Annotated in this window: 27 protein-coding genes and 4 pseudogenes; 12 read left to right on the top strand and 19 right to left on the bottom strand. The window is 62.4% G+C overall.

Annotation, left to right across the window (positions count from 1 at the left end):
• Positions 1–34: 34 nt before the first annotated feature.
• Positions 35–1,033, bottom strand: a complete 999-nt coding sequence (locus ABID26_RS19955; RefSeq protein ID WP_354416082.1) for a TrbL/VirB6 family protein — start codon at positions 1,031–1,033, stop codon at positions 35–37.
• Between ABID26_RS19955 and ABID26_RS19950 the strand changes: the two genes are divergently transcribed.
• Positions 1,020–1,250, top strand: coding sequence for a hypothetical protein (locus ABID26_RS19950; protein ID WP_354416081.1), 231 nt, complete (start codon positions 1,020–1,022; stop codon positions 1,248–1,250). The genes ABID26_RS19955 and ABID26_RS19950 overlap by 14 nt on opposite strands.
• Here ABID26_RS19950 and ABID26_RS19945 read toward each other — a convergent pair.
• The 6 genes from ABID26_RS19945 to ABID26_RS19920 are packed head-to-tail and all read right to left on the bottom strand — an operon-like array spanning position 1,241 to position 6,988.
• Positions 1,241–1,939: a type IV secretion system protein gene (locus tag ABID26_RS19945; protein WP_354416080.1), complete on the bottom strand. Its 699-nt coding sequence runs from the start codon at positions 1,937–1,939 to the stop codon at positions 1,241–1,243. The two genes, ABID26_RS19950 and ABID26_RS19945, sit on opposite strands and share 10 nt — an antisense overlap.
• A gap of 11 nt (positions 1,940–1,950) precedes the next feature.
• The gene (locus ABID26_RS19940; protein ID WP_354416079.1) at positions 1,951–3,003 is read right to left on the bottom strand and encodes a lytic transglycosylase domain-containing protein; all 1,053 of its coding nucleotides are present in this window, start codon (positions 3,001–3,003) and stop codon (positions 1,951–1,953) included.
• Positions 3,000–5,414 carry a VirB4 family type IV secretion/conjugal transfer ATPase gene (locus ABID26_RS19935; RefSeq protein ID WP_354416078.1) on the bottom strand — a complete coding sequence of 805 codons (2,415 nt, stop codon included), beginning with the start codon at positions 5,412–5,414 and terminating at the stop codon, positions 3,000–3,002. Before ABID26_RS19935 ends, ABID26_RS19940 begins: the two co-directional genes overlap by 4 nt.
• Positions 5,415–5,416: 2 nt before the next feature.
• Entirely contained in the window at positions 5,417–5,707 is a 291-nt protein-coding gene (locus ABID26_RS19930; protein WP_126098341.1) for a VirB3 family type IV secretion system protein, read from the bottom strand.
• Between the two features lie 13 nt (positions 5,708–5,720).
• On the bottom strand, positions 5,721–6,029 hold the full coding sequence (locus tag ABID26_RS19925; RefSeq protein ID WP_354416172.1) for a TrbC/VirB2 family type IV secretion system protein: 309 nt from the start codon (positions 6,027–6,029) through the stop codon (positions 5,721–5,723).
• Positions 6,030–6,085: 56 nt separating this feature from the next.
• Positions 6,086–6,988, bottom strand: a complete 903-nt coding sequence (locus ABID26_RS19920; RefSeq protein ID WP_354416077.1) for a lytic transglycosylase domain-containing protein — start codon at positions 6,986–6,988, stop codon at positions 6,086–6,088.
• Between the two features lie 157 nt (positions 6,989–7,145).
• On the opposite strand from ABID26_RS19920, the gene ABID26_RS19915 reads away from it, so the two are divergent.
• The 3 genes from ABID26_RS19915 to ABID26_RS19905 are packed head-to-tail and all read left to right on the top strand — an operon-like array spanning position 7,146 to position 8,940.
• Positions 7,146–7,727: a hypothetical protein gene (locus ABID26_RS19915; RefSeq protein ID WP_354416170.1), complete on the top strand. Its 582-nt coding sequence runs from the start codon at positions 7,146–7,148 to the stop codon at positions 7,725–7,727.
• A complete protein-coding gene (locus ABID26_RS19910; RefSeq protein WP_354416076.1) occupies positions 7,724–8,269 on the top strand; it encodes a thermonuclease family protein in 546 nt (181 codons plus the stop codon). Before ABID26_RS19915 ends, ABID26_RS19910 begins: the two co-directional genes overlap by 4 nt.
• A gap of 26 nt (positions 8,270–8,295) precedes the next feature.
• On the top strand, positions 8,296–8,940 hold the full coding sequence (locus tag ABID26_RS19905; protein WP_354416075.1) for a thermonuclease family protein: 645 nt from the start codon (positions 8,296–8,298) through the stop codon (positions 8,938–8,940).
• 162 nt (positions 8,941–9,102) lie between these two features.
• Here ABID26_RS19905 and ABID26_RS19900 read toward each other — a convergent pair.
• Positions 9,103–9,303, bottom strand: a pseudogene (locus ABID26_RS19900) (Zn-dependent hydrolase); the annotation flags it as partial.
• 254 nt (positions 9,304–9,557) lie between these two features.
• On the opposite strand from ABID26_RS19900, the gene ABID26_RS19895 reads away from it, so the two are divergent.
• From ABID26_RS19895 to ABID26_RS19885, 3 genes and pseudogenes are all read left to right on the top strand, one after another.
• Positions 9,558–10,028, top strand: a complete 471-nt coding sequence (locus ABID26_RS19895) for a nucleoside deaminase (protein ID WP_292344575.1) — start codon at positions 9,558–9,560, stop codon at positions 10,026–10,028.
• Between the two features lie 184 nt (positions 10,029–10,212).
• Positions 10,213–10,290 (top strand): hypothetical protein, encoded by a 78-nt coding sequence (locus ABID26_RS19890; protein WP_245460325.1) that lies wholly within the window; start codon positions 10,213–10,215, stop codon positions 10,288–10,290.
• Positions 10,263–10,529: pseudogene (locus ABID26_RS19885) on the top strand (alpha-hydroxy-acid oxidizing protein); the annotation flags it as partial. The gene ABID26_RS19890 and the pseudogene ABID26_RS19885, both read left to right, overlap by 28 nt.
• 334 nt (positions 10,530–10,863) lie before the next feature.
• Here ABID26_RS19885 and ABID26_RS19880 read toward each other — a convergent pair.
• The 4 genes from ABID26_RS19880 to ABID26_RS19865 form a co-directional block, all read right to left on the bottom strand.
• Positions 10,864–11,229 carry a hypothetical protein gene (locus ABID26_RS19880; protein ID WP_145965072.1) on the bottom strand — a complete coding sequence of 122 codons (366 nt, stop codon included), beginning with the start codon at positions 11,227–11,229 and terminating at the stop codon, positions 10,864–10,866.
• 732 nt (positions 11,230–11,961) lie between these two features.
• Positions 11,962–12,351 carry a cupin domain-containing protein gene (locus tag ABID26_RS19875; protein WP_126098335.1) on the bottom strand — a complete coding sequence of 130 codons (390 nt, stop codon included), beginning with the start codon at positions 12,349–12,351 and terminating at the stop codon, positions 11,962–11,964.
• 293 nt (positions 12,352–12,644) lie between these two features.
• Positions 12,645–12,938 (bottom strand): GYD domain-containing protein, encoded by a 294-nt coding sequence (locus ABID26_RS19870; RefSeq protein ID WP_126098334.1) that lies wholly within the window; start codon positions 12,936–12,938, stop codon positions 12,645–12,647.
• 193 nt (positions 12,939–13,131) lie between these two features.
• Positions 13,132–13,425: a DUF1127 domain-containing protein gene (locus ABID26_RS19865; protein ID WP_126098333.1), complete on the bottom strand. Its 294-nt coding sequence runs from the start codon at positions 13,423–13,425 to the stop codon at positions 13,132–13,134.
• Between the two features lie 205 nt (positions 13,426–13,630).
• On the opposite strand from ABID26_RS19865, the gene ABID26_RS19860 reads away from it, so the two are divergent.
• The 4 genes and pseudogenes from ABID26_RS19860 to ABID26_RS19845 form a co-directional block, all read left to right on the top strand.
• The gene (locus ABID26_RS19860) at positions 13,631–15,391 is read left to right on the top strand and encodes a winged helix-turn-helix domain-containing protein (protein ID WP_354416074.1); all 1,761 of its coding nucleotides are present in this window, start codon (positions 13,631–13,633) and stop codon (positions 15,389–15,391) included.
• Positions 15,392–15,533: 142 nt separating this feature from the next.
• The gene (locus ABID26_RS19855; protein WP_354416073.1) at positions 15,534–16,094 is read left to right on the top strand and encodes a GFA family protein; all 561 of its coding nucleotides are present in this window, start codon (positions 15,534–15,536) and stop codon (positions 16,092–16,094) included.
• A 182-nt stretch (positions 16,095–16,276) separates the two neighbouring features.
• Positions 16,277–16,498: a hypothetical protein gene (locus ABID26_RS19850; protein WP_245460223.1), complete on the top strand. Its 222-nt coding sequence runs from the start codon at positions 16,277–16,279 to the stop codon at positions 16,496–16,498.
• A gap of 267 nt (positions 16,499–16,765) precedes the next feature.
• A pseudogene (locus ABID26_RS19845) lies at positions 16,766–16,981 on the top strand (thermonuclease family protein); the annotation flags it as partial.
• A gap of 150 nt (positions 16,982–17,131) precedes the next feature.
• Here the strand turns inward: ABID26_RS19845 and ABID26_RS19840 are convergent.
• The 3 genes and pseudogenes from ABID26_RS19840 to ABID26_RS19830 form a co-directional block, all read right to left on the bottom strand.
• Positions 17,132–17,272: pseudogene (locus tag ABID26_RS19840) on the bottom strand (Zn-dependent hydrolase); the annotation flags it as partial.
• Positions 17,273–17,327: 55 nt separating this feature from the next.
• Positions 17,328–17,984 (bottom strand): TenA family protein, encoded by a 657-nt coding sequence (locus ABID26_RS19835; RefSeq protein ID WP_126098330.1) that lies wholly within the window; start codon positions 17,982–17,984, stop codon positions 17,328–17,330.
• 3 nt (positions 17,985–17,987) lie between these two features.
• Positions 17,988–18,830 carry a BtpA/SgcQ family protein gene (locus ABID26_RS19830; RefSeq protein WP_354416072.1) on the bottom strand — a complete coding sequence of 281 codons (843 nt, stop codon included), beginning with the start codon at positions 18,828–18,830 and terminating at the stop codon, positions 17,988–17,990.
• A 26-nt stretch (positions 18,831–18,856) separates the two neighbouring features.
• Between ABID26_RS19830 and ABID26_RS19825 the strand changes: the two genes are divergently transcribed.
• Positions 18,857–19,756 carry a ribokinase gene (locus ABID26_RS19825; RefSeq protein ID WP_354416071.1) on the top strand — a complete coding sequence of 300 codons (900 nt, stop codon included), beginning with the start codon at positions 18,857–18,859 and terminating at the stop codon, positions 19,754–19,756.
• Positions 19,757–19,758: 2 nt separating this feature from the next.
• On the opposite strand, the gene ABID26_RS19820 is transcribed toward ABID26_RS19825, so the two are convergent.
• Genes ABID26_RS19820 through ABID26_RS19805 form a run of 4 tightly spaced genes read right to left on the bottom strand, consistent with a single transcriptional unit; the run spans position 19,759 to position 23,445 of the window.
• Positions 19,759–20,532, bottom strand: coding sequence for a glutamine amidotransferase (locus ABID26_RS19820; protein ID WP_126098327.1), 774 nt, complete (start codon positions 20,530–20,532; stop codon positions 19,759–19,761).
• Between the two features lie 44 nt (positions 20,533–20,576).
• Positions 20,577–21,647 carry a phosphotriesterase family protein gene (locus ABID26_RS19815; RefSeq protein ID WP_354416070.1) on the bottom strand — a complete coding sequence of 357 codons (1,071 nt, stop codon included), beginning with the start codon at positions 21,645–21,647 and terminating at the stop codon, positions 20,577–20,579.
• Positions 21,644–22,657 carry an ABC transporter permease gene (locus tag ABID26_RS19810; protein WP_126098326.1) on the bottom strand — a complete coding sequence of 338 codons (1,014 nt, stop codon included), beginning with the start codon at positions 22,655–22,657 and terminating at the stop codon, positions 21,644–21,646. The genes ABID26_RS19815 and ABID26_RS19810 overlap by 4 nt, the downstream gene beginning before the upstream one ends.
• Positions 22,654–23,445 carry an ATP-binding cassette domain-containing protein gene (locus tag ABID26_RS19805; RefSeq protein WP_435528592.1) on the bottom strand — a complete coding sequence of 264 codons (792 nt, stop codon included), beginning with the start codon at positions 23,443–23,445 and terminating at the stop codon, positions 22,654–22,656. Before ABID26_RS19805 ends, ABID26_RS19810 begins: the two co-directional genes overlap by 4 nt.
• Position 23,446: the final 1 nt, after the last annotated feature.

Raw genomic sequence — 23,446 nt, 5'->3', positions numbered from 1 at the left:
TTCATGTCTTCACTCAAGCCATTTCCCTTGCCGGCTATTTCGGCGTTCCCTGCGAAACGATCGCTCGTTGCATGGCGCTTCCTGAAGATGACGAGGCCGACGACAAGCGCGCCTGCGCCCGATGCGCGGCGGCGTTGGTGCCGGCGGACCAGGTTACTGCCGCGCGGCCCAAGGCGAGGCCGCGATAAGCCTGGCGCCGCGCCTCATGTCCGACCGGTGTGCCGAATGCACCGACAATGCCTTGGGCCAGCGACTGCACCTGGAACAGCACGAAAGCGCCTGCGATGCACAGCATGATGAAAGCCGCGAAATCGCTGAGCTTGAGCTCGCGGCTGCCGGAGATCTGATCGATCTTGGTCAACTCGGGCTGCATGGCCGCAATCAGGAATGCGGCGATCACATAGACGAAGAGCGGGATCAGCGCATAAAGCAGCGACTGGTTCAGCCAGCCAAGCGCATAGCTGCGCGTGGCATTGAAGAACATGCAACTGATGAAGATCGGCGCGGTGCCGAGCAATACCCACAAGATGACTTTGGCGAGCACCAGGATGCCAAGCGCGATCGCCACGAACAGGCCGGCAAACACCATGATGATCAGGCCGACCAGAGCCGGCAGCACCGAGAGATAGCCAGCCTGCTCGGCAAAGGCGGAGCTTGCGACATTGGCTGTCTTCCAGATCTGCGACAACCCATTTGTGGGCTCGGTCATGCCAGTCGCCGAAGCGGCCAGGATCGCTCGCCCGGCCGCTTCCGGGACCTTCGTCAGCCAGTCGTAGATGAGCGTGTTGAAGTCGGCCCATTTGCCGACCAGGATCAGGATCGCGAAGACGCGGACGAGCCGGCCGATGATCTCGGCAGCGCTCAGGCGCGACGTGCCGAGCACCAGCTGGACCCCGTAGAGCAGGACCGCAAGCACGAACAGAACGCGCAGCAGCGGCTCGATGTCCGCGCTCAGCGCCTCGAACGCGCGCTGCGAGAAATTCTCGCCGGAAGCGTCGATCCGCTCAAGAAGCGCGCCGATGAAATCATCCATCGCTATCCTGCCCGGCCTGAAGTGCCCGGATGGCTTCCTCGGCGCGCATGTCATTGACCTGTTTCATCGGGCCGCATTCGTCGGCTACGGCGTAGCTCGACAGAACAGCGGGCCGCTTGCAGGGCGCGGTCTTCTCCCTTGGCGTGCCACAGCCCGAAACAGCGACCACGGCCGCCGCACCCGCAATCAGAATTGCGTGGCGGTGTCTCATTCGTAGGTCAAAGCCTTGCGCGTGTTCGAGATGTCGGTCAGGCGCCGCTGGTTTTCGGCCTGCAGCGATTGCACGCCGGCGCCGAGCACGCCAATCATCTCGTTCAGCGTCAGGCCCGTCTGTACCTGCAATTGCGTGTTCTGATCGATCGACCCCTTGACGTCGGTTGCCTGGCCGATGCCCTGGCCGGCACCTTCCAGCGCGGCCCGGCGTGTCTCGACCGCCTGCCTGGAGCCGTTGATCATCGCGGCGACGCCGAGCACGGTGCGCATCAGCTCTTCGTAGGACTTGTCGCTCGCCAGTCCGCTGCCTTCCTTGCCCGAAAGCGACCTGACCAGCTTCAGGCCGTTGATGAATGTCGATGCGGCTTCAGCGACGTTGCCGTTCATCGCACCGAAGTCCGGCATGCCGTCTTTGAGCAGCTTGTCGAATGAAGGAACCGACGAGACGCTGAACCCATTGCCGATCGCCAGATCCTTGAGCGAGCCGGCGTCGCCGCCGCGATCGCCCGTCACGGCTTGAAGCGTCTTCTCTACCGTCGCCAGCACGTCCTTGTTGGTGTCGAGGATTTTTGCCGTGGTGTCGGCGGTCTTGCGCGCCACGGCATAGTTGGTCTTGTCGATGACAGGCATGTCGGCCCTTGCCGGCGACAGCGCGGCCATGGTTGCCAATACCGCGGCAGATATCCGTCTCATGATTTCCTCCTTCATTGGGGTGTGAGCTGCAGTGCGGTTTCGCCGTCGCTCCCGGTGGTGCAAGGCCGCTCGGTAGTGGTCCTGGCCCCTGCGTTCCGGGCGCAATCCTTGCCGGGGGGCCGCGAAGCGCCTCCGTAGCCTCCGGATCGGCTGGATCCGGAGATGTCGCTCAGCGACAGCGCATTGCGCGAATTGGTGAGGTCCGCGAAGGCGGTGCCGAGCAGGATGAGCCGGTTCAGCATTTCGATGTTTGCGTTGCGCGCGCCGCTGTTTTGATCCCAGCTGTCCTGGACCGTGCCGGTGGTGACAGCGCCGAGCTGCTCGAGCCAGGAGCGCACATCGCCGGAGCCGTCGGCCATTGCCGCCGTCAGCCCCATGGCGTTGAACGAAGAGTCGCGCGCGGCCTCGAACGCAGCGCTTCCGCCGCCATAGCTCAGCGGTATCCCGGACTTGTCCGATCCGCCGAATGCCGGCAACCATTTGTGGGTGATGCTGGCAACGTAGCCCTGTGTCTCGCGAAACGGCGGGATGCCGCCGTATTTCTGAACGTTGCCCGCCCCGGCATTATAGGCCGCGAGCGCCAGCGCAACATTGCCGTTGAAGAGCCGCAGCTGCTGCTTGAAGTATCGTGCGCCACCGCGCAGGTTCTGCTCGATGTCGTAAGGATTGACGCCGAGATCGCCGGCGGTGCCCGGCATAAGCTGCGAAAGACCGAGAGCCCCGGCGCCGGACTTGGCGCAAGGATTGAAGCGGCTTTCCTGATAGACGAGCGCCAGGAACTGGTTCTCGTCGATCCCATCCTCCCGGGCGATGCGTCGCACCAGCCCCGCGATCGTCGGATTGGCCCTGGCGGCCGCGACCGAATCGTTCTTGCGGCCAGGCCGGTAGAGGGCGCACGTGATGCCCTGGCTTTTGCCGTACCGGTCACGATCGATCCGATCGAGTTGCGTCGCGGTTTTGTCGCGCTGCTGGCGTGGATCGAGCACGGTGCCGTCGATCGTCGCGACATCGGCAAGCGCCGGCGACCAAAGCAGGCTGAAGAGAATGGGGAACCGCCTGATCATGTCGCCTCTCCCCATCCACAGAACTCGGAGAGCCATCGCTCAGGCTCTTCGCCAAGGCGCGCACGCAGCGCTGCACACGCCTCGACGGTCTCCTTGCGGCCGGACAGCACCTTGACGATGTCGGGCATCGCCGAAAGATCGAGCCGCGCAATGACGGAATCGTTGCCGTGCTTGATGAGGAATGTCCGCCGCTCGGGCGGCGTGTTCCTGATGAAGCCGAATTCCTTGGCCGTCAGCCCAAAGCGTCCGATGTAGCTTTCCTCGTCGGCGCGAGGATTGGGAAAATGAATGTTGGTCGCCGACTGCTCGATCAGCGTGTGCGCCTGTGCCGCGCGGGCGATATCGGCAGCCGACTGTGTGCCAAAGCCGACGATGCCGTTCAGCTTGCGGATCGTCTTCATCTTGTCGACGATGAAGGCGCAAAAGGTCGGGTCCTGAAGGAGCTTCCAGCCTTCGTCCATGAAGATCAGGACGGGTTCGCCGGTCAAAAGCTCGTCCAGGCGATGGTAGAGATACATCAGCGCCGGCGTCCGCACCTCGCGATTGTCCAGTATGTGGGTCATGTCGAAGCCGAAGATCCGCCGGCCCGAGAAGGAAAGGACGTCGCGATCGGCATTGAAGAGCCAGGCTTTCTCGCCTTCGAACCAGGGCCTCAGCCGCGACTGCAGATCGTTGGCGTCGGCGCGCGAACGGCCCATCAAAAGGCCTGAGAGATTGGAAAGCGTGCGCTGCTCGAGGGGCTCGCGCCCGATACGGGCGATCGCGCGCTCAAGCGTGTCCTCCTCGTCCTGGGTGAACCCGCCCTCGCCGGCCGGCTGCAGCATGGCTTTCATGAGCCGCGAGAGAAACTCGCGATTGACCGGATTGTCCTCGAGCTGAAGCGGATTGAACCCGGTCGGCACGCCCGGCTGAAGTTCCTCATAGGCGCCGCCGACGGCGCGGATGAAGATCTCGGCGCCGCGGTCCTTGTCGAAGAAGACAGCCTTCGGCTCCGGCCTTATGCGGAAGGCCTGAGCAAGCAGGAAAGTCAGCACCACGGTCTTGCCGGACCCGGTCGGACCCGTGACCAGGAAGTGACCGATATCGCGCTGATGGAAGTTGAAATGGTAAGGCGTCTGCGAGGTCGTCTCGAGGATGGAGATCGGCAGTCCCCAGTGAAGCCTATCCACCGCGCCGGTGGCGAAGTTGTGCATCGACGAGAAGCCGGAGAAGTTCGCGCTCGAAAGCATCGCGCGTCGGGCAATGTAGGCGTGGTTGCCCGGCAGCTGCGCCCAGAACGAAGCCTCCAGATTGAGGTCTTCGCGCAGCCAGTTGATGTTCATGTCGGTAAGGCAGGAGCCGAGTTCGGCGATCGTCTTGTCGAGGCCCGCCAGGTCGCGCGAGACGCACAGCAGGCTGAAATGGTGATAGCCGAAAACCGCCTCCTGATTGACGAGGCTGTCGAAAGCGAAGTCGATGTCGGTTTCCACCGTGCTGCCGGCCTCGTCCGAGGCCTGGATCTGTCGCTGCAGCCGTGAAATGCGCTCCTGCGCGATCGGCTTGTCGGCCAGCGTGAACGACTGGGTGCAAATGAACTCATGCTCGGCCTGCAACAGGCCGTCGAGCATGCCGGGAGCCGAAAACGGCGGATATTCCTTGATCGACAGCATGGCGCCGAAACGGTTGTCGGACCGGGTTGGACCCTGCGCCTGCATCACGCGCCGGGAAAAATGCAGACGCGAGGATCCGACGTAGCTTGCGATGCCCATGCGCGGCAGGCGCATCGGCTGCGAGACACCGCAGTTCAGGATCGCATTGAAGAACGCGCACGGCTCCGAATAGGGGTCGCCACCGCGATAGATGATGCCGAGGGCACGCGCGCCATAGCTTTGAAGCTCCCGCACGACGTTGCCGGCGACTTCCTCGAGTTCGGCGACACGTTCCTGGAGCCGGCGCTCCGCGACCGCGGCGCCGGAGGTCCTGTCGAGCACTCTCGAGACGGCCTCCGCCACGCCAAGCGCACCGCGCATGCCAGCACGCACGATGGTCAGGTAGAGCTCGTTGTTGAACATGTGCTTGGCGCGCAGCTGCGCCATGTAGCGCTGGTCGAGCAATGCGCAGAACGGATCGGTGAACGCGCCCGCGATCGCCGGGTCGATCCGGCTGCGGATGATCGTTGACCACAGCGAATAGCGGCTGGATCCAAGCGCGCGGATCATCGTGTTCTGCACGCTTGCGCGCATATTGAGCTCGGCCTGGTCCTGCGTCTGGAAAAACAGGCCATCAAGCTTGATCACGCTTGCGATCGCGCCGCTTTCCAGGCCAATCACGGTGTCGGCAAGATGGCGCGTATAGGGAATGTGGGCGACAATCGCGCGATCGCGCCGGCTCTCCCGGCCAAAACCCAGCTCTTCGGCAACGATGTTCAACATGGTCATGGTCCGTAGGAATTCGTGCGCCAGAAGAGCCGGTTCGGCGTCCGCGGCGTGCGGCGGCCGGCAACCTGGGCAAGGTCGAGGATGCGAATGTCTCGGCTGCAGAAGCCAAACAGCGTGAGATAGACAAAAGGTGCGATTGACGCCGACCAGAAGCTCGCGGTCACCAGGAAGGCAATCAGCGTGACGCCCACGATGATGTAGAATGCATTCAAGGGAATGCCCCACATCATTGGCGGCCGCGTCAGACCAATCACCAGCGGCGTCAGGGTCGGTTTTTCGTCGGTCATTCTCTCAGGCCACCTATTGACCGACGGCCGAGATCATCTGGTCGACGATCGCCGGCGCCCCAAAAACCAGGCCGATGCCGAGCACGACCGCGCCTGCCGTGAACCATGACAGGCGTCCCGCGAAAGCCAGGAAACCAAGGCTGATCACCGCGATGATCGCCAGCAGCCGGCCGAACGGGCCGGTGATGAAGTCGACGATCATCTGAACCGCGGTCTCGAGCGGCGCAAAGGCGCCACCCGAACCCTGGGCGAAAGCGAGATCCGCGCCGGCAAAGTGGAAGGCCGCGCCGAGGCAGATGATGAGGACAACACGCCCCCTCATCGTTTGCGTCGCACTCGAGATTGGCTGCATGGTAGCGCTCCTTGGAAAATTTCGGCTCAAAACTGCATGACCCCGCCCGCCCACTGGCGGCGGCGGTCAGGGGTGATCACCCCGCGATCGGCGAGAGGCGAAACTGCGGATCCTTTGTAAGGTGAGCCGTTCTTCGCGCGCCGCGGGACCGAGATGCCAAGCTGATGGTTCAGAACCTTGGCGACGTAGCTGACCGTCTCGGAAAAGGGCGGGATGCCGCCATATTGATAGATGCGGTCCTCGCCGGCATTGTAGGCAGCCACCGCAAGGATCGGGTTCTGGAACTCCTCGATCAGCTCTCCAAGATGGCGTACGCCGGCGTCGATGTTGGCGACAGGCTCGCACGGGTCATCGAGGCCGAACCGCGCCGCGGTTTGCGGCATCAGCTGCATGGGTCCCCGGGCACCGGCGGGTGAGTTGCGATTTCGGTCGAAATCGCTCTCGACGGCGGCGACCGCCACCGCAAGCGACTGCTCGACCCGGTGACGCTTGGCGGCCGCTATCACCAGCGCTGCGATCTGGTCGGGCTCGTAGGGGGACGGGCCACATGCGCCGGGGCGAGCGCCAGTGCCCGACATTGCCCGCGTTGGACGGACGTTACCGAATTGATTGGAGCCTGCGGACTGGGATTGGTCCTTAGCGCTAACGCTGGATCGGTCTTCCGCATTATCAAATTGATGGGCGAAGCTGAGCTCTCGGTCGTCTCTTGCGCCGGTCAGCTGGATGCTGGCGCTCGTGTCCGAAGCCTTCAGGACATAATCGTCCCGCGCTGCGCGGGTGTCAGCGTGCTGGACCTCAATTTGTCTAACAACTGGTAATATAAGCTGTTTCTCGGCCGACTCGGCCGGCAGGGCAAATGCCGCCAGGGGGCACACTGCCAACAGTGCTGCAAGCTTCGCGCCCTTTGCGAATTTCGGCCTGCGCGCCATTGCCGGTCCTTTCCTGCGAAAACAGATTGACTAATCAATTTGATTGGAAAATGATCGAGGATACCTGGTATGTCAAGCAGGAATAGCAAGAGAGCTCGCGACAACGAACAAGCAGAAAGGCAATGAAATGCGTTTTGGTCTGAAGATCCTCGGCAGCATGGCCGCGGCTGCCGCGGCTTCCTCCGCCGTCGCGGCGCCACCTGTCGACAAGGCTTACATCCGTTCGCTTGCGACGCCCGGCAAGACGGTGCTGGTGGTCGAATACTACGATGGCCAGTCAAGGGTTGTGGATCGCAAAGGATACGCCTCGTCCAATGGCTACAAGGCGGCCTCCGCGACCGAGATCCGGGTCGATCAAAAGCTGTCGCTGCGCCTGTTCGGCATAGAGCCTTGCGCCGGCGACATGGTGAACCGCAAAGAAAATTACACCGGAAGCTGCTCGGACTTTGCCAGGCATGGGCTGACGACCCTTTTGCAGTCGCCAAGGGTGATCCTGTGCCGCGCATTCCTCGCCGAGCAGCAAGCGCAGGTCCAGGATGCGACCTGTTATGGCTACTACAATTTTCCCGGAAGCCTCGATTCAGTGGATATGTTCGAGGAGCAACTGGTCTCCCTCGGCAGCCACCGCATCGCCAGAAAGACGGACGGCTCCCCTGCCCGTCCCGAACTGATGGAGGCCGAAAAGATTGGCCGCAGCGGCTATGGCATGTGGGCCGACCCAAGGATCAAGGGTCAATGAAAATTCAAGCCGTAATCCGAACAGCAATATTGGCAATCACGGTTTCGGCCGGCTTTAGCAGCGAAGCCGGTTCCGCGAGCTTTACGCTCCTGCCCGGTGTGACGCTAGAGACCGGCGACAGCTGGACCATGGACGGGCGCCATTATCGCCTCTACGGCGTCCAGGCGTGCCTGCGCGGAAGCACCTATACCGACCGAAGCGGCAAGAGACGGGACTGCGGCGAAGCCTCCTTGGCGGTGCTTGGCGCCTATGTGCGCGACACAAGGCCGACTTGCGCGGTGCTTTTCACGAGTGCCGCCACGACCTATGTCGCGTGCTCGGCAAGCGTCGGTTCCGACAGGCTCGATCTCGCCGATCTCCTCATCGCGTCGGGCTTTGCCTTCGCAGCCGTCAGGGCTGACGGGCTCCCGCAATACCCGCCCTACGCCGTCGTCGAACAGATGGCCCGCGACAGAAATGCCGGCCTTTGGCAGTTCGGTGACGTCCAGCATCCTGCCTTTCTGCTTGCACGCGCAAGGCAGGCCAAGCGAGGCGCCCAATGAGGATATCAACGCCAGGCCTAGTCCTGTTGCAACTGGCGATCGCCGCGCCTTGTCTCGCCGGCGCCACCGACGCTGCGGGCAACAAGGCTCGGCCCGCACGGGTACGAGCCGCTACAATCGCGGGCGGCGCTGCAGTCATCGACGGCCACACGCTTTGGTTTCCGCGAGAAGCCGTAATGGTCCGGCTGGCTGGCATCGACAGTTGCGAGCCTGCACAATGGTCGTTCGATCCAACGGCCTACGGGTCGCGTTCGGTGCTCAAGCCGGTCCCCTGCGGGGCGCTGGCAAAGGCGTGGCTGAAAAGGGCTGTTGGCCGCAGGCAGGTTGTCTGCACGATCTCGACGTCCGCTGCCGGGGCGGCCGCGCTGACTGGTCTCTGCGCCGCGGCAGGGCAAGATCTCGCGCTTCTCATGCTTCAGTCGGGCTGGGCACGGGTCACGGCGTCCGACTGGCGCCCGGGCTATCTCGCTGCGCAGGCAAGCGCGCGTGCTGCCCGCTACGGCATGTGGGCGACGTATGTTCTCGACCCCGACGAGTGGCGGGGCAAGGCCGTGGACAAGACCCTGGCGCGACTGCCCGTCGCCGACCTTAACCTCCTGGCTGAACGCGAAAGCGAAGCCTCTCCGCCGTTCGACGATGCCCGAAAGCTTCCTGCGCGGACTGATCGTTGACTCGTGAGATCGGCGCCCCATGAATTAGGCGGTGGTTTCATAAACGTCAGACCGATCCGATCGCACTTCCGCTATTCGGATGCACCGCCAGCGTCGCAGCCGCCACCGTTTCCGCAAGTAAATCAAAAGGTTGTCTGAAGGCTACGCGAACCTTGCCTTCGCGCGAATGAACAAGTTGGCGATGGCGTCCTGAGCAACACCGAAACCTCGTGCCGGACTAAGCTCCGTCAGAGGGCGTCGCGCGCTCCGGTCCTGCGGCGAAAGCGCCTGCCGGTTGACACCTCCCTTAAGCGTGGCGCCGATCCTGGCGAAGGCATCGAGACGATTAAGGAAACGCTCGGCGTCTATCCGAGGCTCGCTCATACAATGTTTCCATAGGCGGCATCATGGAAGGCAATCTCCAGTGCCTGCACGCGGCCGAAGACGGCGCTGAGCCGGGCCTGACCTGCATCGTCCCGGCAAAGGCGCGGCCGTCAGCCAACTAGCACCGAGGACGGCTGATTGGACCTATGCGCCGGCCGATGCGACTTCCGTCATAGAATTAGTGCTCGCTAATATGCTATATCCAAGGCGAGGATTTCCATGGGGCGGCCACACAGGAGTACAGGAGTATTGATATGACGCGCGACCGGATGATCGCTCACATACTCGCGGCAGATGCTGTTGCCCGCGACGCTGCCGCGCATGGCCATCATCCCTTCGGTGCGGTGCTGGTCGGCCCCGACGACGCGATCCTCATGCGCCAAGGCAACATCGACACCGTGCATCACGCCGAGACCGAACTTGCGCGGCGCGCGGCGGAAGCCTATTCGCCGGAGTTTCTCTGGACCTGCACGCTGGTCTCAACCGGTGAGCCCTGCGCGATGTGCACCGGAACGCTCTACTGGGCGAATATCGGCCGTCTGGTCTACGGCTTCGAGGAGACCAAGCTTCTCGCGCTGACTGGGGACCATCCTGAAAACCCGACGATGAGCCTGCCCTCGCGCGTTGTGCTCGGCTCCGGGCAGAAGAAGATCGAGGTTCACGGCCCCTTCCCCGAAATTGAGGACGAACTTCTCGCTGCCCACCGTGACTTCTGGCGGCGGTAGCCTGGCGGCCAAGGCGGCGGGCCGCAATACCGCGCTTATCGGCGCTCCCGATCTATGCCCCGCAAAGGGGGCGTGTTTTCACGCTTCCTGACGCTCGCACGCGCAGTGCGGGGGTGCGGCTTGGGCTATTCTTTTTGCAGATTCGGCAGACGGCCCCGCCTTCTTTTCGACGTCCATCGTTGCATTGCCCGCCCTGAGCTTCGCTCTGTGGCTCCGGCTCGACTTCGATCCGCCGTATTGGGTTCGTGTCGTGAAGCGGTAGGCTCGGAGGTGGAGGTGCTGTTCGACGGCGGCGTGCGCTCGGGCCAGGATGTGATGCGCGCATTGGCGCTGGGCGCCCGCGCCTGTCTGGTCGGGCGCGCCTACGTCTACGGCCTCGACGCCGGCGGCGAGGCCGGCGTGGCGAAAGCGATCGAGATCCTGCGCAAGGAGCTCTCCGTCACCATGGCGCTGACGGGGACAAGGAGTGTCGAGGAGATTGATCAGAGGGTGCTGAACTAGACGGCAGTCCCCTCTGCACGTCACAGCGCTTACGGGGAGGTGAGGAGCAGTGGCCGCGCCGGCTTACTCGGATGGGCCAGCAGCGCCTGCGGATCGGGATCGCGCGTCTTCGGCGATTGCCACCGAGCGGCGGCTCGCTTCATCGATGGGCGCGGACCACGGAGAGCGCGCCTCGAGACGCCCGATGCGGACTCAGGTCCGCGCTGCCTCGGATGCCGAAAGGTGGCCGGACGGCACCGCTGCGAATACTGCTTGTTTCGAATGCGCCGCACGCTCCATGGAGAGAAGCCTTGCCAACTCCTCCCTCAAGGACTTCCGAGAGGCCTGAAAAGAGTCACATCGCGTCGACCGGCGCGAAGAAGCAATTCCCGTCTTCTTCGGTGGGATGCAGGCAGATGTGAAAATTGTCATCACCGGATGGAATCACCACGTCGTAGGGAACGAAATAACGGTTCTGATGAGTGACTTTCCGGTGATCGCCCGGCCGCAAGATGATGACGTAGCCATCTGGCCGGGGCGTTACTGTCGTGGCAGGTATCCTGTCACATTCGCCGGTGACTGCATCGCCGTGACAGCACGCTGGCGGATAGGTCCAGGTCCGATCAGCGCTATGCGCTAACGCAGAACCACTCTCCAGCGCCGCAACCGTGGCCATCAGGGTTGCGAGCCCAGCGCGTTGTCGAGTGCTGACCAAGTGCATCGAAGAGCCGCTCCCGGCGGCGACCGAAAGTCGTCATCGTCCACAACACCATTCGCGGTCAAGCCAGGTGACCCGTTGGATGTCGCGCTGGGCGATGCGGCTTCATTTAATAGATTAGCATTTACTAATATGCTATGCAAACGCGAGAGGCTGATCCATGCGACAGTTCCAAAGACCTATTGCATTGATGTGGCTTGTCTTAGCCAACGATGCGAACGCCCACGATTGGTACACCGGCAAGACTGACCCGGTTCTTCAATATGATTGCTGCGGCAACAAGGATTGCCACCCTATCGATTCCGATGTCGTCAGGGAGACCAAAGGCGGCTATTACGTCAGATTACCTCGCCCCGCCTACATGAACGAGCCACAAGAAGCAGAGTGGTTCATTCCCAGGGAGCGTGTCCAGGCCGCGCCGGACGATCGGTACCATATCTGCGAGCGTCTGATGACGTTTTACCGAACGATCACTCCCCATATGAAGTTCGAAGCCTATCAGAGATTCAGGTGGACGTGCTTCTTCGCGCCGAGGGGCACAAGTTCGATCGCACAGGCTCGCTAGACGGTTCCGGGCCAGCATTTGCTAAAATGGCAGGAGCATTGCCATCTCGACTCGGGCCGAACGTTCGTTGGCAACAGTCCTGCCTTATTTCACGGCCCTCTGTCTCGGCGACGTGTGTCTCAGTTCGAATTTCTGAACTCGACCCGTTGCCGTCATCGCAGATGGCAGACTTAGGCTTTTGCAGTAGCCCAGCGTGTGATCACTTCGGGCTGCTCCTTATATGAGGCCTCGAAGGCTGGCGCGGCCAATATAGCCTGCATGTGCAATGTCACGCTTCCGGAATTGCGAAACCCGTGCCAGCTGCCAGCCGGCACGATGACGGATTGTCCCGTTGACACCGTTGTTCTTTCATCGCCCAACCAAAGCTCGGCCCGACCTTCCAGAACGGTCAAGACTTCCTCGACGGGATGGGTGTGAGACGGTGTGCCAGCTCCCGGTGCGACCCACTGTTCAAATATGCAGAGTGCGGCTGCGTCGGTGGCTGCAGAAACCTGCATCTTGGTCAACACCCCGGGACGCCACTCTTCAGTCGGCTGAAGGCTATGGTCGATAATCTGCATGATGCGCCCTTCTAATATGAGAATACCATTTACCGGGGATTGCTCGCAAATGTTGTCATGCCGACTGTATCCCCTCCATGCCGGAAGAGGGGGCAGGGACTCCCTCGTCCATCCTTCGCAACATGTTGTGGTCCCTAACCAAACGGGATAAGCGGCTTTTTCAAGCGCCTGCTGCGTGCATGATCCGCTATCGGGCTGCGATGATCTGACGTGACGAGACATCCCTAGTCGAGGTGTGCGCCGAGCGCCCCGGCCCAGCGCAGACCTCGACCAACGCGTCGGTGAAGCAGCCGTCAGGCCATTTTGGCCAGTATCTTGCCCATATCTGCAGAGTCGAACGCCCTCAGCATCTCGGTTCTGATGTTGCCCATCGATGCGATTGATAAGCCTAGCGCGGTCGCGCCAATGTCGTCCTCTGCTTCGGCAACCACCACGACGTCATACTTGCCCTGCGTCCACAACAGGGTGTGAATCTTGACCCCGCTTTTGCTCGCCTTCTCTTTGAAGGCCTCAGCACGCTTCTGAGTGTCCCTTATGGTCCTGATGCCTTGATCTGTGAAATTCGACAGTAACACGTAATGAGCCATTGGTTTCCTGCCACAATGGGAAACACCAGGGCGCTCACGGCGCTTCCGCCGTTCCCGGCGCGAACCACCGGCGGCCAACACACGACACTGCGCCGGTAGCGGTTCAACCAGCAAGTTTAAGCGCAGTTGGCGCGGAAGCGGTCTCGATCCGCAGTGCCAGGCCGGATGGATGTTCAAGTCTTTGACCAATGCCCTAAGCCTGCCTGCGCAACCTGCGCTCGCGGACGACATTTGCCAGATACACTGTCGGGTCCTGGTCATTTCGCTGCGCGAGGGCGTTGGCGATGTCGCAGGTGTTCAGGCCGATATCCAGGAGCTCGCGAGTGCTCATCGACGCGAGGACCGCAAGCTGCCTGCGTTGTACCCAAAAGCGCGGTAGCCACAGAACGGCAGCAGCGCTTCCGTGCAGAAGCGCCAAAAGGCAATGGACAGCACGGCTCTCCTTGCGTCCCGCCGCCGCGCTGTGGGGGAATTCGATGGTGGCCATGGCGTTCTCTCCTATCTAGCCGCCTTTTCATGGGCGGCAGGTGGAGACTAGGCGAGCTTTCAGCGCCAGGCCTGATACCCAGCGGAAACATTTCCGAAATCGAGATGAAATTGGATCGCGCCAAGGTCACGATGGGTTATAGTTGCGAATTTCCTAATATGCCTAGCTACGCTATTGTAGGGCGCGCTCTTCAAGGGAGACGCCGTTGGGAGAGGCCGATAATCGCGACAGGGCCACCATCCGGCTTGGCGCATGCGCCTTCGACCGGGAGCGGGGTCTCCTTTTGGACAAGGGCAGACCCGTTGATGTCCGCGCGAGGACGTTTTCGCTGTTGGTATTTCTCGTTGAGCACGCAAACCGCGTGGTGAGCCGGGATCAGATATTCGAGGTCGTGTGGAAGGGGCTCGTCGTAACCGATGACGCATTGACACAGACGATCCGCGACCTTCGAAACGTCCTTGGCGACGACGGGGCAGCTCTGATCAAGACGGTTGCAAAGCGCGGCTACATGCTCACGCTGCAATCGCAGGACGAAGCAAAGGGTCGCGGCGCCACCAGTGTAGAACCTCAAGCAGTGGCACAAGACTTCGGGCAGCGAAGTCCCTCACCGGAAACTCAGCTCGATACGCTTGTAACACCCCACGCCGATGCGGATCTGCCCGGCGAACGATCGTTGCAGAGCGCTTTCGACTTGTTGGTCGATGAAAGCAGGTCGACGGTGCCTCTTGTGGGGTCGGCACGATCGGCCGAAGCGCAGCCGGTTCGCACCTCCGGGCGCGACAGGCCGGCGGTCGCGGTGCTGCCGTTTGCGCTCGAGGACATCGCTTCCCGGCACCTCCACGTCTTGAGGGACGGGTTGCTGCGGGACATCATCCGCGACCTTGCCCGACTGCGAACCGTCTTCGTCATCGCGGCGAACTCACTGCAGGCCTTGTCGTCGGTCGGGCTGAACAGCCTGAAGGCCGCCCGGCTGCTTCGCTGCGACTATGTCTGCGCCGGCACCATCACGCTGGATGGAGCGACCCTTCGGGTCGATGTCGAGTTGATCGCGGCCGCCGGTGGCCATGTGATTTTCTCCGAAATATTCTCGAGGCCTCTCGCATCCATCTCGCAGTTCGGACAGACCCTGGCCGACGAAATCGCAACGCTGATCGCCGACGAGGTCAATCTCGCGGAGCGCAATATCGCGGTCCGGCGGCCTCTTCACGAGCTGGACGCATGGCAGGCCTATCATCGTGGCCTGGGGCACATGCACATGTTCACCGGCCAGGACAATACGGTCGCCGAGGATCTGTTCAAGGCGGCGATCGACCTCGACCCGCGCTTTGCAGGTCCCTATGCGAGCCTATCGTTTACACATTTTTTGAGAGCGTATCTGTTTGATCCGTCGCATCTCTCCGCGGAAGGCCGGCTCGCTCACGATCTTGCGGCCCGCGCGGTGGCGGTCGATCCATACGACCCCGCGGCGCATTGCGCTCTCGGGCGCGCGCTCTGGATCGTCGGTGCGCGCGAAGAAGCCGCCGAGGCTCTGGAGCGCGCCACGGTCCTCAGCCCTTCATATGCCTTCGGGCATTACTCGCGAGCCTTTATCCAAGCCCACTCAGGGGATGCCAGGATGGCCATCCAGGCAGCCGACCATGCAAGAGAACTGTCGCCGTTCGATCCCTTCCTCGCTCCTAACCAGGCGGTGCGCGCCATTTCCCTGCTGCGACTCGGAAGAGCCGACGAGGCTGCTGCCTGGGCCTTGCGCGCTACGCTCCATCGCAACGCTCACGCCCATGTGAGGCGTGTTGCGGTCTTGGCGCTGACCGCAGCCGGCCGGACTGACGAGGCGAAGCAGTTGGCACAGGTGGTCAACAGCGAAAGCCCGGAAAACGGCAACGAGTTGTTCATTCGGGCAAACAGGATGCGACCCGATGACGAGAAGTTGCTGCGCGACTTGGGCCAGCGAAGCGGGTTGCGCTAGGGGGTGCTAGGCGGGTCGACGAGCAGTGACGCTCGGACTCACCCACCGCTGCTCCGGCCAGATATGGCTCGTGCCGGCACCATTCGCTGCCGTGCTTACCCCAGGGGGAGTTTACCCAGGGGCTCAACTAAGGAGGCTTACTATGAGCTCTGAACATTCCAAGCCTGAAGCATTAGACATGGAAGGCACGCAGACGACGAAAGGCCGATGCATGTGCGGGAATGTCCGCTATGAACTCACGGGGCCAATGTTCGACGTAGTCCATTGCCACTGCGAGAGCTGCCGGCGTCAGAGTTCTAGCGCTTTCGTGACGTTTTTCAATATCGATAAGGCGCACTTCCGTTACACCCGGGGAAGGCCGATATCGTACGAGTCATCGGATGGTGTCGAGCGCACGCATTGCGGGCGATGCGGGTCACCGATCTCCTACGAAAACCCACGAGAGCTCTCGATCTTTGCCTGCACGCTCGAAGATTTGACGCTCGTGAAGCCTCAAGCACATATCATGGTCGGCGAGATGCTCCCTTGGCTCGTCTTCGGCGATGACTTGCCTTGTTTCGAGCAGGGACTTCATCATGGCAAACTGCCGGTCGTTCATGGTCCTTCCAACCTGTTGCCGGTCAGCGTCGAAAATATTAGAGCCAACAGTGCCAGGACAAACGCCGCCAGGGACCATTTTGCCACGGAGAGCGCAACTGATTGAAGCTCGCGGGCGGGGGGCGGCTTTTCGTATAGAGTTCTCCTCGAGCAGGATCATCTCGCTTTAGATGCTTTCGTGAAGGGCGATCCTGAACCTCTGAAAGATCTCTATTCGCAACGGGATGACGTCATTATCGCTAATCCGTTCGGACGCCGGCGAAGGGGTGGGAAAAGGCCGCCGCGACCATGGAACGGGCTGCCACCAATTACCGGGACGGCGAGGCCACCGGCTTTGAGCGCATCTCCGAGTACGCGACGGCGGACTTGGGATACACCATCGAGATCGAGCGGTTGCGATCCAAAGTCGGTGGTGGCGACAAACTGGTACCGATTGCGCTCGGGTCACCATCATATTCCGGCGGGAAGAAGGCGCGTGGAGGATCGTCCTTCGTCATGCCGATCCGATAACCTCAGCCCGCCCGCCGGCGTCCATAGTCGGAGTAGATGGGTTGCCGGACCCGTCTGGGTCTTACTCGATGAGAGCCGCAGTTTGCGCCGAGGCGGGACGCGATGCCTGTCGGCTTTGACACCGACTCCGGATGTGTGATTCCAGCTCCTCAAAACGGAGCCTCGAACCATGCGGTACGAACTCACAGACTGCGCATGGGCCGCCATCAAGTCGATGCTTTCGAACAAGCCGCGCGGCGGCGTCGGAGGCCTCGCTCATCATCGGTGACGCGATATCTCGCTGCGCAGTCTAGAGCGCGTGCTGCCCGCTACGGCATGTGGGCGACGTATGTTCTCGACGCCGACGAGTGGCGGGGCAAGGCCGTGGACAAGACCCTGGCGCGACTGCCCGTCGCCGACCTTAACCTCCTGGCTGAACGGGAAAGCGAAGCCTCTCCGCCGTTCGACGATGCTCGAAGGCTACCTGCGCGGACTGATCGTTGACTCGTGAAATCGGCGCCCCATGAATTAGGCGGTGTTTTCATAAACGTCAGACCGATCCGATCGCACTTCCGCTATTCGGATGCACCGCCAGCGTCGCAGCCGCCACCGTTTCCGCAAGTAAATCAAAAGGTTGTCTGAAGGCTACGCGAACCTTGCCTTCGCGCGAATGAACAAGTTGGCGATCGCGTCCTGAGCAACACCGAAACCTCGTGCCCGACTAAGCTGCGTCAGAAGGCGTCGCGCGCTCCGGTCCTGCGGCGAAAGCGCCTGCCGGTTGACACCTCCCTTGGCCTGGCCAAGGCATCGAGACGATTAAAGAAACGCTCGGCGTCTATCCGAGGCTCGCTCATACAATGTTTCCATAGGCGGCATCATGGAAGGCAATCTCCAGTGCCTGCACGCGGCCGAAGACGGCGCTGAGCCGGGCCTGCCCTGCATCATCGAGGCTGGCGTCCGCCTCGTCGATCTGCTGCCTCAGCCATCCAGCCTGCCTGGCGAAGGTATCGCCGGCGTGCATGGCCACCCACTCCTTGAGCAGCGGATCGGCAATGGCCGCGGCCGCGACGCGCTTCGACCAGGTCCAGTACATCCATTCCGCCGCAAACATCGCAACGATGGTGTCGAGGAATGCTCCCTTTTCGGCTATGTCCAGCATCCCGGCGCAGAATGCCTTCACGCGCGGATCGCCGAGATTGAAGCTGCTGGGATCGATGACGCGGGCCGCCAGTGTCCGTTCAAAATAGGCGATCTGCTGGTTGGCCAGATCATCCTGCACACCGATCAGCCAGCGCTTCTGTTCGATCGTGCCGGCCTTGGCGGTGGCAAGCGCGAAGATCGAGATGGCCGTATCCACGAAGGCGCCCTCGTAGACAAGGTAGCGGTCGAACACCTCGCCCGCCAGATGACCGCCCTCGATGTCGGTGGTGAAGCGGTGGCGAACCATGGCTTCGAAGACGGCCTCGTTTTCGCGCAAAATGCGCTCCGACAGCGTTTCGCCCGTCATCCGTCAGGCTTCCAGAGCCGGCTCGGCAGCGGCGCGGAAGGCGCGCACGCGCTCGATGTCGACCGGGTTCCACCAAGCGCCGTCTGCCTTCAGCGACGAGGCGACGATGACGCCGCTTGTGCGCTTGAGGATCCCCACGACATTGGTCTTGTCCACGCCCGAGCCGACCAGCAGCGGCAGATGCGTGGCGGCGGCGATCTCCTCGATCTCCTCGATGGTAGCGGCGTTGCCGGTGCGCTGGCCGGTGGCAATTACGCCGTCGGCATCAAAAAAGGCGAGATCGCGCGTCAGCTCGGCAATGCTGCGATCGGCGACGATGGCGTGGCTGCCGTGCTTGACGTGGCTGTCGGCGAAGACCTTGATGTGCTCGGCCCTGAGAGTCGAACGATAACGCATGGCCTCCGCCGCGCGGCCCTCCATGAAACCCTCATTGGCGACATAGGCGTTCGCCCATTGGTTCACGCGGATGAACTTCGCGCCTCCCGCCACGGCGATGGCAAAGGCCGGTATCGGCGCATTGGCCAGCACATTGATGCCAAGCGGCACGCCGACCGCGCGCGCGATGCGGTCGGTGACGACCGACATGAAGGCAGCCGTCTCATAGCCGATGTCGTCAGGCTTCGAGAAGGGCACGTCGCCATGGTTTTCGATGATCAGGCCATGCATCCCGCCTTCGATAAGGGCTTCGGCATCGCGCATGCAGGTATCGTAGATGGTTTTCATATCGGCGCCGCGATAACGGGGGGCACCGGGGAAGGCGGGGCAATGAATCATGCCGATCAGCGCCTTGTCGCGCCCGAATATTTCCCTTATGGCGCTGGCGGGATTGTCCGAGATTTGCTGCATTTCAAAAGTCCTTCGGAAGAGTGTTCATGCATGCTTATGTCATAGGAAATGTGGCGGTTGACGAGACCATCCGGGTCGAACAGTGGCCATTGGCCGGTGCCTCGATCTTCGGCAGCCACGGCTCCAGCGATCTCGGCGGCAAGGGCGCAAACCAAGCGGTGGTCATGGCCCGCTGCGGCCTGAGCACCACCCTCGTAGCGCCTGTGGGTGTGGAGTTCCGCGCCCAGAGCATCGCCGAACGGCTCGCCGCCGAGCCAGTCGAATGCCGACTCCTGCGACAGGAGGGCCGCAGCAGCGACTTCTCCATCATATTCACAACTCCCGACGGGGAGAACGCCATCGTCACCACGACGGACGCGGCCGAGAACCTTCGGCCCGAGGATGCGCTGCTTGCTATCCGCGAAGCACAACCGGGCGACCTTGCAGTTTTCCAAGGCAATCTGAGCGAGGTGACGACAGAGGCGCTGCTGCGCGAAGCGCGCCGGCGCAGCATCGTCACAGCCTTCAATCCGTCGCCGCTCAGGCCTTCCTTTCAGGATCTGTGGCCGCTGGTAGACCTTGCCTTCCTCAATGCAGGCGAGGCGATGGCACTGACGGGCGAGTCGAGCGACGCGGCCGCCGCCGTGCTGCATGCGCGCGGCGTACGCGATGTGGTCCTGACGCTCGGCGCGGACGGCGCCCTGCTCAGCGGCGGCGGTGCTCCGCTGCGGGTGGCCGCGATGCCCGCTAACGTCGTGGACACCACCGGCGCGGGGGACACGTTTATGGGCGTGGCCCTGGCCTCCGCGTTCCTGCGCGGCACCCGCCTTGACGAACTGGCGCTCATCCATGCGACCCGAGCGAGCGCACTCACCGTGTCGCGGAAAGGCACGCTGGGCGCCTTTCCGAGCATCGAGGAAATGAGAGCGATCCTGGCGCACCTTTGAGGTCAGCGCTCGGCGGTCAGCCAGCCGAGGATGTTCTTCCACAGCCTGCCGTAGCCTTCCCAGGCACAAAAGGCCGGCGATAGCCAGTGCGGGCCGATGTCAGAGGTCCAGGCCGCCGTGCGGCCCTTGCCATGGCTGCCAATCACAAGCAGCGGAAAGCCACCCTGGTCCTGCGGCAGGCGCGCGAGCAGCTCAGCATTAGTACCTGGCCGAAGTTCAACCTCGTTGACGCCAAGCAGCGGCGGCCATGCCTGGCCGGTCAGTCCCGCCATGACCGGATGATCCGCGGCGACGATCTCGGCCACGGTGCCTTCGGGTATCTCGACGCGATCGTCATAGGGCAGGCAGGTGACGGGCAGTGTGTCTTCCACTGGCGTGCGGCGCCAGCGGGCCTTGCCGTCGATGCCCTGGAAAGAGAAGTAGCCGCCGACCATGAGCAGGCCCCCGCCCTTTTCCACCCAGGCCTTGAGCAACTTCAGCCGGTTCGGCACGGTGCGCGAATGCAGCCACACCTCCGGCGGCAGAAGCAGCGAATTCGCCCCGATGTCGGACAGGATGATGGTATCGTAGATGTCTAGCCCCGCCATCTCGAAGGGCAGCTTCTCCACTGCTTCGTGGGCCGGCATGTAAGTCAGCTCATATTCTGAGCCTTCAAGCGCCTTTACCAGCGGCTCGGCGCCGAGATGGAAGGTGACGGAACCGAACTGATCGAAGCCCTTATAGTGGGTGGCCGAACTTACCCAGCTTTCGCCGACCAGGAGAACCTTCTTTGTCATGTCGTCTTTCGCTTTCTTCTATGGGAAATTGGGGCCTTCCAACGTCAGACCGTCGCGTCGAAGACCAAGCGCGGATTGTCATGCATCAGCCGCGTGAGCGCGGCCTCCGGCACGCCATGTCGCCCCAGGCGCGGCAGGAAGTGCTTCGGCACGTAGGCATATCCGTTGCCGCCATAATGAGTGAGCATCATCTTCAGGAACACGTCGTGCGAGATCAGGATGCGATCCAGATAACCGGCGTCGATCAAGCGCACGATGCCACGCGCCGCCTCGTCGTCGCTCGGGCACTGCACCTGCTGGTCGGCATAGAAGAAGTCCATGCCGACCATGTCATATTCGATGAAGGCGCCGCGAGCGGCCAACGACAATTGATAGGCGAAATCGTCGTGCGAGGGGTTCATGTGGCACAGCACCGTGTGGCGCAGCTCCGCCCCCTCCTCCTCAACGATGTCGAGCACCTTATGGCCGAAACGGAACCAGCCGGGCAGATGCACCATAAGCGGCAGCCCCGTCAGCTGCTGGGCGCGGGCGGCTCCGCGCAGGGACTTCTCTTCGCTTTTTGTGAAGTCGGCGGAAACGCCGATCTCGCCGATCAGCCCGATCCTTACCCCGGTGCCCTCAACGCCGTCCACTGCCTCGCGCACGATCTCGGCGGCGATGTCGTCGGCTGACATCGACGCCACCTTGGCCGGGTGGGAGGATGCGAGATAGTAGCCGGCGCCCATGACGATATTGAGCCCGCTCGCCGCCGAAATTCGGCGCATGGCCAGCGGATCGCGGCCGATGCCCTGGCAGGTAGGCTCGACCAGGGTGCGCCCGCCGACGGCTGCGAACTGCTTCAGTTCCTTCACCGCCAGCGCCTCATCGTCCAGAGTGATGTTGTGGCGGTTGACGAAGGGGTCCTGGCGCAGCTCCGAAAGGATCTCGATGCACACGAAGCCGCCAGCCAGATATTGCCGCTCAGGCTCCTTCGGCCTGTGCCACCAGCACAAACAATCGTTCAGCACATGCTCGTGCATGAGCGTCATGCCAAGGTCGGAGGCGACGACCGGCCCGGCCACCGTCATCACCTTGCCCGAGCGCACATGCGCCTCGGAGAGCGGGGTGGCCGTCATTTCGCTTTGCCTCCCGCTCTGCTCGGTAGCCGGAACTTGGCATTGAAGATGCGGGTGTTCAGCCAGATGGCGATCAGGATGATGGCGCCGGTGACGATCTGGGTGAAGAAGGGCGAAATGTGCATGAGGATAAGGCCATTGCCTATCACGGCGATGGTGAGCGTGCCGAGCAGGGTACCGAGGATGGTCCCGCGCCCGCCCATCAGCGAGGTGCCGCCAAGGACAACGGCTGCGATCACTTGCAGTTCGAAGCCGACGGCCGCGTTGGACGAACCCGAGCCAAGACGAGCGGCGATAAGCAGGCCGGCGACGGCGCAGGAAATGCCCGAGATCATGTAGACCGAGGCGATGACCCAGCGCGCCGGCATGCCGACGCGACGCGCCGCCTCCATATTGGAGCCGACCGCCACCACCTGCCGCCCGTAGCGGGTCGAGCGGATCGTGACATAGCCGACGACGGCTACGACCACAGCGATGAGCGCGGGAACTGGGATACCGACGATTTCACCGCGGCCCAGCATGAGGAAGCCTGCAGCGTTCTCAATCGGGATCGAATAGCCCTGGGTGAGGTAAAGTGCCAGCCCGCGCAGGATGGAAAGGCCAGCGAGCGTGACGATAAAGGCTGGCACGTCCTGATAGGCCACGAACCAGCCTTGCCCAAGCCCCGTCAGCACGCCGAGGGCCAGCATGGCCAGAACGGTGGCAGGCCATGGTAGGCCTGCAGCCATCAGGATGGCAGCCAGCGCGTTGACCAGCGCCACCTGCGAGCCGACTGACAGGTCAATACCAGCTGTGATGATGACGAAGGTCATCGCCACAGCGACGATCAGTATGGGGGCCGCCTGTCGCAGGATGTTCAGAATGTTGCCAACGGTGAGGAAGGTGTTCGTGCCGACGGCAAAGAAGGCGATGCATGCGAAGAAGAAGATCGCGATGGAGAGTATCTGAGCGTTCTCAGCCAGGAAGTCGGCCCATGGCGAGCCTTTCGCCCTTTCGGTGTAGACGGTCATTGGTGTGCGCCTTCTCCGACGATGAGCTTGACGATGTCTTCGAGGTCCGTTTCACCGATCCGGCGCTCGGCAACCTTGGTGCCTTCGTACATGACGGCGATGCGGTCGCAGACGCGAAACAGGTCCTGAAGGCGATGGGTGATGAGGATAACCGAAACGCCGCGCGCCTTGACGCGCTTGATCAGTGCCAGCACTGCTTCGACTTCCGCCACGGCGAGCGCCGAGGTGGGCTCGTCCATGATCAGTACCTTCGGGTTGAAGGCTGCGGCGCGGGCGATGGCGATGGCCTGCCGCTGGCCGCCAGACAGCTTCTCCACCTTGGCGGTGAGGCGGGGAATGCGGATCTCAAGAGCCTCCAGCATGTGGCGTGCGCCTTCGAGCATGGCCTGGTGATCGAGGAATGGCCCCTTGGTGCGCTCTCGCCCAAGGAAGAGATTGCCTATCACGTCGATATGATCGCACAGGGAAAGGTCCTGAAACACCATCTCGATGTTGCGGGAACGCGCGTCTGCCGGGCCGGAGAGCACCACCGGCCGACCTTCGATGGTGATGGTACCGCCATCGGGAATGTAGGTGCCGGATATGATCTTGGTCAGCGTCGACTTGCCCGCGGCGTTGTCGCCGACAAGACCGAGACACTCACCCGGATAGATGTCGAGATCGACGCCGCGGAGCGCCTGGTGCGAGCCGAAGGTCTTGACGATGCCGCGCAGTGAAACGCGTGGCGCCGCGCCGTCGGCGGGCCCGCCGGCAGGCCGGGGGGAAGTCCCCCCGGCGACGGCAGACATT

The organism is Mesorhizobium shonense (assembly GCF_040545255.1).
Lineage (GTDB): Bacteria > Pseudomonadota > Alphaproteobacteria > Rhizobiales > Rhizobiaceae > Mesorhizobium > Mesorhizobium shonense.
This window is presented reverse-complemented; position numbering and strand designations above follow the sequence as displayed.